Source organism: Micromonospora sp. I033 (genome assembly GCF_053890995.1).
Genome location: NZ_JBSSLX010000056.1, coordinates 19,080 through 31,808 on the forward strand (window position 1 = coordinate 19,080; position 12,729 = coordinate 31,808).

Below are 12,729 nucleotides of genomic sequence, written 5' to 3' on the forward strand. Positions count from 1 at the left end.
GGATTATTTTCGAAATATGTCCTTCGCATCTGGCCCGTCGCGCTGGTCCGACGTCTGGCTCGCCACCGCCGCCCGGGGCGTCTCCAGCTGCGGGGACTTCCTCGCGGCGAGCGCGCTGACCCTGGCGCTCCAGTCGGCCGGGGCCGGTGGGCTCGCCGTCTCCGGGCTGCTGCTCGCCGCCACGCTGCCGCTGGTGGCGCTCGCCCCGCTGACCGGTCGGCTGGCCGACCGGGTGGACAGCCGGGTGCTGCTGGTGACCGCCGGGCTCGGCCAGGCCGCGATCTGCCTGGCGCTCGCGTACGCCGGGCACCCGGCCCTGGTCATCGCGCTGGTCGCGCTGCTCGCCGCCGGGCTCGCGGTCACCCAGCCGGTGCTCGCGGCGCTGGTGCCGGTCATGGTCCGGGCCGAGGACCTGCCCCGGGCCGGCGCGCTGAACCAGACCGCCGGCACCCTGGGCGCGCTCGCCGGGCCGGCGCTGGCCGGGCTGCTCGTCGGGCAGTTCGGCACCCGGGTGCCGCTGCTCGTCGACGCCGTCAGCTACCTCGCGCTGGTGGCGGCCGGGCTGCTCATCCGTACCCGACGGGGTGGCCGGCGGTCCACCGCGGCGGCCGCCGGCGCGGCCACCCCGCCGCCCGCCTGGCGGTTCCGCCGGGACCCGCTGCTGGTGGTCATGGTGGGCAGCCTCGCCGCGGTGATCGCCGCGGTCGGCGCCATCAACGTCATCGAGGTCTTCTTCATCCGCGAGACCCTGCACAGCTCCACCACGGTCTACGGCCTGGTCACCGGCGCCTGGCCGCTGGGCATCGTGCTCGGCGGCTGGCTGTTCGCCCGGCTCGCCCGCCGGCTCACCGACGACGGCGCGCTGCTCGGCGCCGGGCTGGTCCTGCTCGGCGGCTGCTGCCTGGCGGTGCTCGCCTCGGCCGCGGTGCCGTCGGCCTGGCTGCTCGTGCCGATCTGGCTGGTCGGCGGGGTCGGCAACGGCGGCGACAACGTCTTCAACAACCTGCTGCTGGCCCGGCGGGTGCCCGAGTCGGCCCGGGGCCGGGCCTTCGCGGTCTTCGGGGCGGCCGCCCAGGGCGCCGGGATGGCCGGCTACCTGATCGGCGGCCTGCTGCTGGAGGTGGCCGCGCCCCGGCCGCTGGTCGCCGGCTGCGGGGTGGCCGGGGTGCTGGTGGTCGTCGCGGCGGCCTGGCCCGTGTGGCGGGCGGTACGCGCCGAGCGCGCCGCCCGGCCCGCCGCCGGGATCGGCCGGGAGCGGCGTGCGGAGTTGGCCACTCCGACCCCCTCCCGCTGAGCCGGGCCGGTCCGACGGCGATACCGTCGGGTCATGGCCGACCGTATCGCCCGCCCCCGGGTGGGACACATCCAGTTCCTCAACTGCCTGCCGATCTACTGGGGGCTGATGCGGTCCGGCGCGCTGATCGACGTCGACCTGCACAAGGACTCGCCGGACCGGCTGAACGCGGCGCTGGTCGCCGGTGACCTGGACATCGGCCCGATCTCGCAGGTGGAATACCTGCGGAACGCCGACGAGCTGCTGCTCCTGCCGGACCTCGCGGTCGGCAGCGACGGCCCGGTGCTCTCGGTCAACGTGGTCTCCACCCGGCCCCTCGAAGAGCTGGACGGCGCCCGGGTGGCGCTCGGCTCCACCTCGCGCACCGGGGTGCTGCTGGCCCAGCTCCTGCTGGCGGAGCGGTACGGGGTGCGCCCCGACTACTTCCGCTGCCCCCCGGACCTGACCCAGATGCTGCTGGAGGCCGACGCCGGAGTGGTGATCGGCGACGTGGCGCTGCGCGCGCTCTACGAGGCCCCCCGCAAGGGTCTGGCGGTGACCGACCTCGGGCAGGCCTGGCGCGAGTGGACCGGGCTGCCGATGGTCTTCGCCGTCTGGGCGGTCCGCCGCGACTTCGCCGCCGCCCACCCCGGCCTGGTCAAGGAGGTGCACGGGGCGTTCCTGCGCTCGCGTGACCTGTGCCTGGCCGAGCTGGATCAGGTGGCCGAGGCCGGGGCCCGCTGGGAGCCGTTCGACGCGGCGACCCTGGCCACCTACTTCCGCACCCTCGACTTCTCCCTCGGCGAACGGCAGGTGGCCGGCCTGCGCGAGTTCGCCCGCCGCGCCGCGGCGATCGGCGAGGCCCCGGCGCTGCCGGCGGGCGGTCCCGAGTTCTTCCAGGGCTGAGGCGCGGGTCAGGTCGCCGGGCGGAGGAGCGCCTCGGTGATCTTCTCGCAGTTGTCCATGCCGTAGTCGTAACCCATGTCGATGGGGTAGCGGACCATCACGCCCATCGTCCAGGTGTCGCCGATCGCCAGGCAGTTGATGTGCATCTCCTGCTCCTTCTGCCGGTCGATCCAGCCGTTCTTGATGGCGATGGTCTTCCGCACCGTGGCCGGGAACGCCTTGCGGATGCCGAAGTCGCCGACCCCGCGGACCAGCCGCATCTCGTTCAGCAGCCACTTGGTCCACTTCGGGCCGGCCGCGCGGCCGTCGTCGATGCAGAGCCCGAGCCGGGCGGTGTCCCGGGGGGACAGCTGGGTCCGGCTCCAGCCGCCGTCGCTGGCCACCTTGCTGTCGGTCAGGTCGCACATCTGGATCAGCCGCTTGATCGAGGCGGACCGGCCGACGCTGTTGTAGAACTGCTCGGCCCGGGTGTTGTCGCTGTCCCGGATGATCTGCGTGGCGTCGTCCAGCTTCGCCTCGCTCGGCGTCTGCCCGGCGTCGGCCGTCCGCCGCAGGTAGTCGGCCACGATCCAGGACTTGATCAGCGAGGCGGTGGTGCTGGTCTCGTTCATGTTCTTCGAGCCGATGATCGCGCCGGTCCGCTTGTCCAGCACGCTCCAGGAGTACCAGCCCTTGATGTCCAGGTCGCTGAGGTCCTGGGCGGCGAACGGCAGCGGCTCCAGCGAGGGCGACGGGGACGGCTCGGGCCGGGCGTTGCGATCGGTGGGAGTGTTCGAGGACCGCGCGCCCGCCGCGGTCGACGGCGAGCCGGCCGTGGGACGCAGGGGCGAGCCCGGCACGAACCTGAGCGAGACGAGCACCAGACCGACCAGGATCACGGCGACCGCGCTGTACGTGAGCGGACGGTGGTCACTGCCCGGCCGGCGCCGGTTGCCCGCCATCAGAGCTTCCCGACCGGCTGCTGCGGCACCTTGAGGGCGGCGCCCGGCTGCGGGGTCACCAGCTGGGTGGCGACGCTGGCGCAGACCTTCGCGCCGTAGGAGGGGGTCTTCGGGTCGCCGGCGCCGGGGTAACGCATCATCACGGCCAGGGTCCAGTCGTCGGCCACCGCGAGGCAGTTGACGTGCCACTGACCGTCGGCCCAGAGCATGGTGAAGCCGTTCTTGATGCTGACCGGTCCCTGGGACGTGATCGAGGCGGGCAGGCCGTCGACGATGCCCCAGTGGCCGCCCTGGACGGCCGTGGACTTCTGGTCCTTGACGCTGCCGCGCACGTGCGCCATCTCGTTCAACACCCACTTCGTCCACTTCGGCCCGGCGGCGGTGCCGTCACCGATGCAGTCGCCCATGCGCACCGCGTCGCGGGGCGACATCTGGGTGTACGCCCACTTGGCCCGGGTGGGTTCAATCTTCGTGTCGGTCAGCTTGCACATCTTGATGAGCCGGTCCAGCACCGGCTTGCGCCCGCCGGCGTTGTAGAGCGCCTCGGCGGAGATGTCGTTGCTGTCCCGGATGGCGGTCTCGGCCTGCTTCTTCCGCGTCGCGCTGAGCGGCTTGCCGTCCAGCTCGCGCAGGTAGTCGGAGACGATCCACGCCTTGATCATCGACTCGGTCGAGTTGGTCGACGCCATGTTCGGCGCGCCGCTGATCTTCCCGGTCTTCCGGTCCATCAGCGCCCAGGAGAAGAACTTGCCCTTGAAGTTCACCGAGACCGGACCGGCGGCCAGCGTCGGCTCCGGGGGCGCGGTCGGTGCGGGCGCGGGCACCTGGGGCACGCCGCCGCCGATGCCGCCGATGCCGTCGCCGCCGGAGAACTTGGCGTACGCGGCGGGAACCAGCATGACGCCGCCGAGGAGGACCGCCGCGATGGCGAGCACCATGGTCACGCGAGGTCGCATGAGTGGGTGAACTCCAGATTGTCTGGCCGGGGGGACCGGCGCTTTCCGAATGTGTTTCGGCCTGATCGCCGAGGCCGGGGGAGATGGCCTGGAGCCGGTGGCGATCGTCGGCAGCCGATCGGTGTGCCGGGCGAAGTCTACTTCCGGACCGGCCGTATGCCAGATCCCGACGCCCGGCAACTCGCCGTGAAGGCGGGATATTAGGCCGCTATGCCGCTCTTGGGAGGATTCATCTTCGTCGGGTGGTCGACGTCACAAGCTTTGCGCAGGTCAGGCGTCGTCACTGGAAGCGGTCACCCGGTGACACAAGGTGGATTCGGAAACCTGTTACACCCTCTGGTGTCATCGGGCGCGAGCTGTAACACTGGCCTCATGTATGGCAACGACTTCGCCCCGCCCGAGGACGGCCCGGGCGGCGGCCTGCTCGGCGAGGTGGAGGCGGCGGAGGCCGCGCTGCGCGAGGCGGCGGCGCGCGCCCGGCGTGGCGGACCGGCACCGGACGAGGACTTCGCGGCGTACTTCGCGGACGTGATCGACGCCGACCAGAAGATCGAGCCGCGCGACTGGATGCCGGAGGCGTACCGCAAGACGCTGATCCGGCAGATCGCCCAGCACGCGCACTCCGAGATCATCGGGATGCAGCCGGAGGGGAACTGGATCAGCCGGGCCCCCTCGCTCAAGCGCAAGGCGATCCTGCTGGCCAAGGTGCAGGACGAGGCCGGCCACGGTCTCTACCTCTACGCCGCGGCGGAGACGCTCGGGGTCAGCCGGGACGAGCTGGTCGAGCTGCTGATCGAGGGCCGGCAGAAGTACAGCTCGATCTTCAACTACCCGACTCTGACCTGGGCCGACGTGGGCGCGATCGGCTGGCTGGTGGACGGCGCGGCGATCGTCAACCAGGTGCCGCTCTGCCGCTGCTCCTACGGCCCCTACGCCCGCGCCATGATCCGGGTCTGCAAGGAGGAGTCGTTCCACCAGCGCCAGGGGTACGAGATCCTGCACACGCTGGCCCACGGCACCCCGGAGCAGAAGGCGATGGCCCAGGACGCGGTGGACCGTTGGTGGTACCCGTCGCTGGCCATGTTCGGCCCGCCGGACGGCGACTCGACGCACAGCGCCCAGTCGATGGCCTGGAAGATCAAGCGCTTCTCCAACGACGAGCTGCGCCAGCGCTTCGTCGACATGTGCGTGCAGCAGGCGGAGATCCTCGGGCTCACCATCCCCGACCCGGACCTGCGCTGGAACGAGCAGCGGCAGTGCTACGACTACACCCAGCCCGACTACGACGAGCTGATGCGGGTGATCAAGGGCGACGGGCCGTGCAACCGGCAGCGGATGGAGCACCGGCGCCGGGCCCACGCCGAGGGCGCCTGGGTGCGGGAGGCCGCCGCGGCGTACGCGGCGAAGCGGAACAGCAAGGAGAAGGTGGCGGCGTGAGCAAGGATCATTCCCCTCTCTGGGAGGTCTTCGTGCGGGCGCGGCGCGGGCTGTCGCACACCCACGTCGGCAGCCTGCACGCCCCCGACGCCGAGCTGGCCCTGCGCAACGCCCGGGACCTCTACACCCGGCGCCAGGAGGGCGTCTCGATCTGGGTGGTGCCGGCGGGCGCGATCACCGCGTCCAGCCCGGACGAGAAGGACGCCTTCTTCGACCCGGCCGCCGACAAGGTCTACCGCCACCCCACCTTCTACGAGGTGCCGGACGGGGTGGCGCACCTGTGAGCGAGCGCCTGTTCGACTTCACCCTCGCCCTCGGCGACGACGCGCTGATCGCCGCGCAGCGGCTCGGCGAGTGGACCTCCCGCGCGCCGGAGATGGAGGAGGACATCGCGCTGGCCAACATCGCCCTCGACCAGCTCGGCGCGGCCCGCCTGCTGCTCACGTACGCGGGCGAGCTGGAGGGCGCCGGCCGGGACGAGGACGCGCTGGCCTACCTGCGCGGCGACCGGGAGTTCCGCAACTGCCTCCTGGTCGAGCTGCCCAACGGCGACTTCGGCGTGACCATGGCGAAGCTGTTCCTCCTGGCCGCCTACCAGCTCCCGCTCTACACCGCGCTGAGCGGGTGCGCCGACGAGCGGCTGGCCGCGATCGGGGCGAAGGCCCGCAAGGAGTCCGCGTACCACCTGGACCACGCCTCGCTCTGGGTGAAGCGGCTCGGCGACGGCACGGAGGAGTCGCACCGGCGCATGCAGGACGCGGTCGACCAGGTGTGGCCGTACACCCACGAACTGTTCACCGCGGACCCGGCGGCGCCGGTCGACCCGGCCACCCTGCGGGCCGACTTCGACGCCGTCGTGTCGACGGTGCTCGACGAGGCGACGCTGACCCGGCCGGCCGACGGCTGGGCCCCGGGCGGCGGCCGGGACGGCGTCCACACCGAACACCTCTCCTACCTGCTGGCCGAGATGCAGGTGCTGCACCGCGCCCACCCCGGAGCCCGCTGGTGAGTGATCCCAGGGCGGCCGTGGCGGCGGTGGTGGACCCGGAGATCCGGGTCATCACCATCGACGAGCTGGGCATCCTGCGGTCGGTCGACGAGGACCCGGCCACCGGCCGGGTCGTGGTCACCATCACCCCCACCTACACGGGCTGCCCGGCCATGGACGTGATCCGGGCGGACATCCGCCGGGCGCTCGCCGCGGCCGGCCACCCGGACGCCGAGGTCCGCACGGTGTACGCCCCGGCGTGGAGCACCGACTGGATCTCGGAGCGCGGCCGCGCCAAGCTGGCGGCCGCCGGCATCGCCCCACCCGCGCCCGCCGAGCGGGGCGGCGTCGTCCCGCTGACCCTGGCCGTCCGCTGCCCGCGCTGCGGTTCCCCGGAGACCGAGCAGGTCAGCCGGTTCGGCTCCACCGCGTGCAAGGCCCTGTGGCGCTGCCGCTCCTGCTCCGAACCCTTCGACCACCTGAAGGCGCTGTGACTGTCACGATCACCCGTCCGGTCCGTCGCCGGCCGGTCTTCCACCCGCTGCACGTCGCCGCCGTCGACCGGCTCACCGACGACGCCGTGGCGATCACCTTCGCCGTGCCCGAGGAGCTGCGGGAGACCTTCGCGTTCTCCGCCGGGCAGCACCTCACGGTCCGGCGGGTCGGGGCGGACGGCGCGGACGTGCGACGGTCGTACTCGATCTGCTCCACGCCCGACGAGCTGGCCCGGCACGGCCGCCTGCGGATCGGCGTGCGCGAGGTCCCGGGCGGCGCCTTCTCCGCCTACGCCTGCGGCGCGCTGCGCGGCGGCGACGTCGTCGAGGTGCTGCCCCCGCTCGGGCACTTCACCTCCGCGTTCGCCCCGGACCGCGTCCGCCACTACGGCGCGGTGGTCGCCGGCTCCGGCGTCACCCCGGTGCTCTCGCTGGTCGCGACCGCGCTGGCCGTCGAGCCGGCCAGCACCTTCACCCTGGTGTACGGCAACCGCACGGCGAACACCGTGATGTTCGCCGAGGAGCTGGCCGACCTGAAGGACCGGTGGCCCACCCGGCTGCACCTGGTGCACGTGCTCTCCCGCGAGATGGGCGAGTCGGCGCTGCTCTCCGGGCGCATCGACGCCGACCGGCTGGCCCGGCTGCTCGACACCGTCGTCCCCGGCGAGGTGATCGAGGAGTGGTTCCTCTGCGGCCCGTACGGGATGGTGGTGGACGCCAAGGCGGTGCTGGCCGGCCGGGGTGTGCCCGACCCGGCGGTGCACACCGAGCTGTTCCACGTCGACGCCCCGCCGGAGCCGGTCCGCCGCCCGACCGACCAGCCCGGCACCGGCGCCGAGGTGACGATCGTGCTGGACGGGCGTTCGTCGAGCTTCACCATGGGCCGCGACGAGCGGGTGCTGGACGCCGCGCTCAAGGTCCGCGGCGAGCTGCCGTACGCCTGCAAGGGCGGCGTCTGCTCGACCTGCAAGGCCAAGGTGGTCTCCGGCGAGGTGACCATGGCCCGCAACTACGCCCTGGAGCCGGACGAGGTGGCCGCCGGCTACGTGCTCACCTGCCAGTCCAGCCCGGTCACCGACAAGCTGACGGTCGACTACGACGCCTGATCGACCGCCTGCTCGCACGGGGCAGCGCACGATTAGTCGATCAACTATATTGCCATCCGTCATCGCCTGACGCCGGAGTGTCGCGGGTTCCCGCGCATCCGGCGAGCGGGTTCGTGCGCCGCGTCCGGCCACCGGACACGGCGTTCATCATTGAACGGGGCAGTGGATTGAGTCGACAGCTACGGCGGAGACAACGCCGACAGGCGGTGCTGGCAGGGGTTGTGATCCTGGCCGGGGCAGGGCTGGTCACCGGTGCGCCGGCCCGGGCGGTCAGCGGCGGCACGTCGGTCACCGACCCGGCGTTCGGCTTCGTGGCCCGGGTGGCCTTCGACGACGTGCGCGCGTGCAGCGGGGCCCTGGTGGCGCCGCAGTGGGTGCTCACGGCCAAGTCGTGCGTGAGTGACGCCGGGGCTCCGGTGGTGACCGGGGATCCGGCCCGGCCGACCACGGTGACCGTGGGCCGGCTGGACCTGAGCACGGGCACCGGTCACGTGCGCCGGGTCAACCGGGTGGTGCCGCATCCGGATCGCAACCTCGCCCTCGTGCGCCTCGCCGCGCCGGCGGCCGGGGTCACTCCTGTCGCACTCGGCGCCACCGCGCCGACCCAGGGCGAGACCTTCCAGGCGCTGGGCTTCGGCCGCACGGCCACCGAGTGGGTGCCGGACAAGCTGCACGGGGTCGCCGTCTCCGCGGCCGCGGTGACGGCGACCGCGCTCGACATCACCAGCCAGGACAGCGCCGGTCCGACGACCTGCAAGGGAGACGCCGGCGGTCCCACCGTCCGGATGGTCGGCGGCAGTCCGGAACTGGTCGCGGTGCACGACACCTCCTGGCAGGGCGGCTGCCTGGCCGAGACGGACACCCGCCGGAACGCGATCGAGACGCGCACCGACGACCTGGCCGGCTGGATCCGGCAGAACAGCGTCTCCAACTGCAACGCGGGCGGCGGAACCGCCGGTCAGGGCGACCAGGCGAGCGTCGTGCTGCTGGGCGACTGGACCGGCGACTGCCGCACCGACGTGCTCGCCCAGCTGGCCGACGGCCGGCTGCGGGCCTACCGGTCCAGCGGTGACCTGTCCGGCACGGCCCCGCTCTTCCCGGGGCCGTGGCCCTACGTCGGCACGAGCTGGACGGCGGCCAACCGTCCGCGGGTGCTCATCGGCGACTTCACCGGTGACGGCAGGACGGACATCATCGGGGGAATCTCCGACGGCACGCTCACGGCCTGGGCGTCGACGGGAGACGTGTCCGCCGACTACAAGCTCTTCGCGGGGGCCACCGCCAAGGTGGGTACGGGCTTCACCACCTCGTCCCTTCCGCGGGTCGTCCCGGGGGACTTCGACGGTGACGGGAAGACGGACCTGCTCGGGCAGTTGCTCGACGGGACGCTGCGGGTGTTCAGGTCCACGGGTGACCTCTCGGCCGACGCCCGGCTCTTCGCCGGCGCCGCCCGCACCGTCGGCGCCGGCTTCACCACGACGGCCGTGCCGCGCCTCCTGCCCGGCGACTTCAACGGCGACGGCCGCACCGACCTGATCGCTCAGTACGCGGACGGCACGATGAAGGGCTACCCGTCGAGCGGGGACCTCTCCGCCGACAACCGGCTCTTCCCGGCGACGGACCAGGCGAAGGTGGTCGGCACGGGCTGGCGGAGCAGTTCCTTCCCGCGCATCCTGCCCGCGGACGTGGACGGCGACGGCATCACTGACCTGGTGGGCCAGCTGGCCGACGGCCGGCTGCGGGCGTACCGGTCGACCGGCGCCCTGGCCGGCAGTGGGCTCACCTTCCCCGGGCCGTACCCGTACGTGGGTACGAGCTGGACCACGGCGAACCGCCCCCGGATCCTGGTGGGCGACTTCTCCGGGGACGGTCGGACCGACCTCGTCGGGCAGAACCCGGACGGGACGATGCTCGGCTTCCGGTCCACCGGTGACCTGACCGCCGACTACCAGCTCTACGTCACGAGCCAGTCGAACGTCGGCAGCGGCTGGAGCTCCACCAGCATCCCGCGCATCTTCTGACCCGATCCACCATGCGCGTCCGGCCCCACCCTCCGACGAGGGTGGGGCCGGACCTCTTCGGGTGACCCCGGCCACCCCGTACGCGGCGCCGAGAGCCGAGCGGGGTGGCTGTGGTGAGCCGCCGAGCGGGCCGACGTACCCTCGATGGCGTGACGGTGAGCCGGGAGATCGACGACATCCTGCAGCGTGGCGCGGACGGCGGGCGGATCACGCCCGAGGAGGCCCTGCTGCTCTACACCGAGGCGCCCTTCCACGCGCTGGGCGAGGCGGCGGACGCGGTGCGCCGCCGGCGCTACCCGGACAACATCGTCACGTACCTGATCGACCGCAACATCAACTACACGAACGTCTGCGTGACGGCGTGCAAGTTCTGCGCCTTCTACCGGGCCCCCAAGCACAAGGAGGGCTGGACCCACCCGACCGAGGAGATCCTGCGCCGCTGCGGCGAGGCGGTCGAGCTGGGCGCCACCCAGGTCATGCTCCAGGGCGGCCACCACCCGGACTACGGCGTGGAGTACTACGAGGAGCTGTTCTCCGCGGTCAAGCAGGCGTACCCGCAGCTCGCCATCCACTCGATCGGCCCGAGCGAGATCCTGCACATGGCCAAGGTCTCCGGGGTGAGCCTGGACGAGGCGATCGCCCGGATCAAGGCCGCCGGGCTGGACTCGATCGCCGGCGCCGGCGCCGAGATGCTGCCGGACCGGCCGCGCAAGGCGATCGCCCCGCTCAAGGAGTCGGGCGCGCGGTGGCTGGAGGTCATGGAGCTGGCGCACCGCCAGGGGCTCGAGTCGACCGCGACCATGATGATGGGCACCGGCGAGACCCACGCCGAGCGGATCGAGCACCTGCGGATGATCCGCGACGTGCAGGACCGCACCGGCGGCTTCCGCGCGTTCATCCCGTGGACGTACCAGCCGGAGAACAACCACCTCAAGGGCCGCACCCAGGCGACCACCCTGGAATACCTGCGGCTGGTCGCGGTGGCCCGGCTCTTCTTCGAGACGGTGCCGCACCTGCAGGCGTCCTGGCTGACCACCGGCAAGGACGTCGGTCAGCTCGCCCTGCACATGGGGGTGGACGACCTCGGCTCGATCATGCTGGAGGAGAACGTCATCTCCTCGGCCGGCGCCCGGCACCGCTCGAACCTGCACGAGCTGATCTCGATGATCCGCACCGCCGACCGGATCCCGGCCCAGCGGGACACGCTCTACAACCGGCTCGCGGTGCACATGACTCCGGCCGACGACCCGAGCGACGACCGGGTGGTCTCGCACTTCTCCTCGATCGCCCTGCCGGGCGGCGGGGTGGGGAAGTCGCTTCCGCTGGTCGAGGCCAACTGACCCCGGTTCCTTCCGGCACCGCCGATCGGGTCGCCGACCTGCCAGATAACAGGACGGCGGCGACCAGCGCGACCTCGACCCGCGCGGCGACATCCGCGGTTACGCTGTCGTCGTCCGCCTGACGGTCGTCCTCCATCGGCCCGCGAGGGTCGTTCACATAAACGCACGGCAGCAGGGGCGGGATGGGTCACCATCCCGCCCCTGCTGTCTGCGTTCCGGTGAGGACGGACGGAACTCATCGATGGGGTTCTGGCGCGCCTCGACGTCGCTCCGGTAGCGTCCGTTCGTTCCGCAACCAACTGGCACGTCCCTTACCCCGGGGGATCCATGACCTTCACCTACCGCTCACCGCTGGCGCGCGCCGGCGCCGTTGCCCTGCTCGCCGTCGGCGCGCTGACCGCCGCCGGCACGCCGGCCCGGGCGGCCGACCTGCCCGACCTCGTGCTCGCCCCGATCAGCACCAGCCTGGCCAAGGGTGTCGAGGCCGCCCAGGCAAAGCCGTTCAAGTTCACCGTGACCAACGTCGGCACGGCCGAGGCGAAGGACGTCAGCGTCCGGGTCAAGGTCGACGACCTCAAGCTGAACCGTGTGGGCTACCTGGTGCCGGACGGTTGCCGGGTCGTGTCCGGCCAGTTCTACGACTGCCTGCTGGGTGACCTGCCGGCCGGCACCAGCGAGGACTTCGGCATCCCGCTGTTCAGCACCGGCGGCAGGGGCAACGGCGGTGTGCTGACCGTCGGCGTGAGCACCCGCAGCCCGCAGCCGAACACGGCCGACGACATCGTCGAGGTGCCGGTCCAGGTCACCGCGCCCGGCTACGACCTCACCGCCTGGGTGCAGGACATCCAGGACAACGTGGTGGTCGACGGCGCCGGGCAGGCCGAGCCGGACCTGAAGCCGGTCCGCCGTGGCGTGACGGTGCCGCTGGACTGGGCGGTCTACAACGACGGCAGCCGTCCGGCCACCGGCGTCTTCTACGGCCTCACCCTGCCGGCCGGAGTCGACTTCGTGGACCTGCCGGAGGGCTGCCTGCGGCAGGAGATCCTGGGCAGGGCCCAGGCGCTCTGCGAGGACGACGGTGCGGTGATCCAGCCGGCCCAGTACTACACGGCGGCCGTCACGGTCCGGGTCGGCGCCGACGTCACCGAGCCGGTGCTGCACGAGGGAGACCTCTTCGCGTACGGGTTGGACGGTGCCGAGGGTGCGCCGGAGGAGGCGCCCAGGGCCGCCGGTCCGGCGCAGCGGCGCACCTTCGCCGAGGTCGACG

The 12,729-nt window shown here is 72.4% G+C and carries 12 protein-coding genes; 10 read left to right on the forward strand and 2 right to left on the reverse strand.

The features are described 5' to 3' along the window. Positions 1-16 precede the first annotated feature (16 nt). Positions 17-1,294, forward strand: coding sequence for an MFS transporter (locus ACW0Q9_RS12535; RefSeq protein ID WP_456180788.1), 1,278 nt, complete (start codon positions 17-19; stop codon positions 1,292-1,294). Positions 1,295-1,327: 33 nt separating this feature from the next. Further along, positions 1,328-2,179: a menaquinone biosynthetic enzyme MqnA/MqnD family protein gene (locus ACW0Q9_RS12540; RefSeq protein WP_456180790.1), complete on the forward strand. Its 852-nt coding sequence runs from the start codon at positions 1,328-1,330 to the stop codon at positions 2,177-2,179. Between the two features lie 8 nt (positions 2,180-2,187). On the opposite strand, the gene ACW0Q9_RS12545 is transcribed toward ACW0Q9_RS12540, so the two are convergent. Then, entirely contained in the window at positions 2,188-3,120 is a 933-nt protein-coding gene (locus tag ACW0Q9_RS12545; RefSeq protein WP_456180792.1) for a hypothetical protein, read from the reverse strand. Then, the gene (locus tag ACW0Q9_RS12550) at positions 3,120-4,076 is read right to left on the reverse strand and encodes a hypothetical protein (RefSeq protein ID WP_456180794.1); all 957 of its coding nucleotides are present in this window, start codon (positions 4,074-4,076) and stop codon (positions 3,120-3,122) included. Before ACW0Q9_RS12550 ends, ACW0Q9_RS12545 begins: the two co-directional genes overlap by 1 nt. A 372-nt stretch (positions 4,077-4,448) precedes the next feature. On the opposite strand from ACW0Q9_RS12550, the gene paaA reads away from it, so the two are divergent. The 8 genes from paaA to ACW0Q9_RS12590 form a co-directional block, all read left to right on the forward strand. Beyond that, entirely contained in the window at positions 4,449-5,513 is a 1,065-nt protein-coding gene (gene paaA, locus ACW0Q9_RS12555; protein ID WP_456180796.1) for a 1,2-phenylacetyl-CoA epoxidase subunit PaaA, read from the forward strand. After that, positions 5,510-5,797: a 1,2-phenylacetyl-CoA epoxidase subunit PaaB gene (paaB, locus tag ACW0Q9_RS12560; protein WP_456180798.1), complete on the forward strand. Its 288-nt coding sequence runs from the start codon at positions 5,510-5,512 to the stop codon at positions 5,795-5,797. The genes paaA and paaB overlap by 4 nt, the downstream gene beginning before the upstream one ends. After that, a complete protein-coding gene (paaC, locus tag ACW0Q9_RS12565) occupies positions 5,794-6,522 on the forward strand; it encodes a 1,2-phenylacetyl-CoA epoxidase subunit PaaC (RefSeq protein ID WP_456180800.1) in 729 nt (242 codons plus the stop codon). Before paaB ends, paaC begins: the two co-directional genes overlap by 4 nt. After that, positions 6,519-6,995: a 1,2-phenylacetyl-CoA epoxidase subunit PaaD gene (gene paaD, locus ACW0Q9_RS12570; RefSeq protein WP_456180802.1), complete on the forward strand. Its 477-nt coding sequence runs from the start codon at positions 6,519-6,521 to the stop codon at positions 6,993-6,995. The genes paaC and paaD overlap by 4 nt, the downstream gene beginning before the upstream one ends. Next, positions 6,992-8,101, forward strand: coding sequence for a 1,2-phenylacetyl-CoA epoxidase subunit PaaE (paaE, locus tag ACW0Q9_RS12575; RefSeq protein ID WP_456180804.1), 1,110 nt, complete (start codon positions 6,992-6,994; stop codon positions 8,099-8,101). Before paaD ends, paaE begins: the two co-directional genes overlap by 4 nt. 206 nt (positions 8,102-8,307) lie before the next feature. Then, positions 8,308-10,122: an FG-GAP-like repeat-containing protein gene (locus ACW0Q9_RS12580; RefSeq protein WP_456180806.1), complete on the forward strand. Its 1,815-nt coding sequence runs from the start codon at positions 8,308-8,310 to the stop codon at positions 10,120-10,122. Between the two features lie 149 nt (positions 10,123-10,271). Then, a complete protein-coding gene (gene mqnC / locus ACW0Q9_RS12585; RefSeq protein ID WP_456180808.1) occupies positions 10,272-11,462 on the forward strand; it encodes a cyclic dehypoxanthinyl futalosine synthase in 1,191 nt (396 codons plus the stop codon). A gap of 327 nt (positions 11,463-11,789) precedes the next feature. Continuing rightward, positions 11,790-12,729: cell wall anchor protein (locus ACW0Q9_RS12590; RefSeq protein WP_456180810.1), on the forward strand; the 940-nt coding region annotated here is incomplete at its 3' end.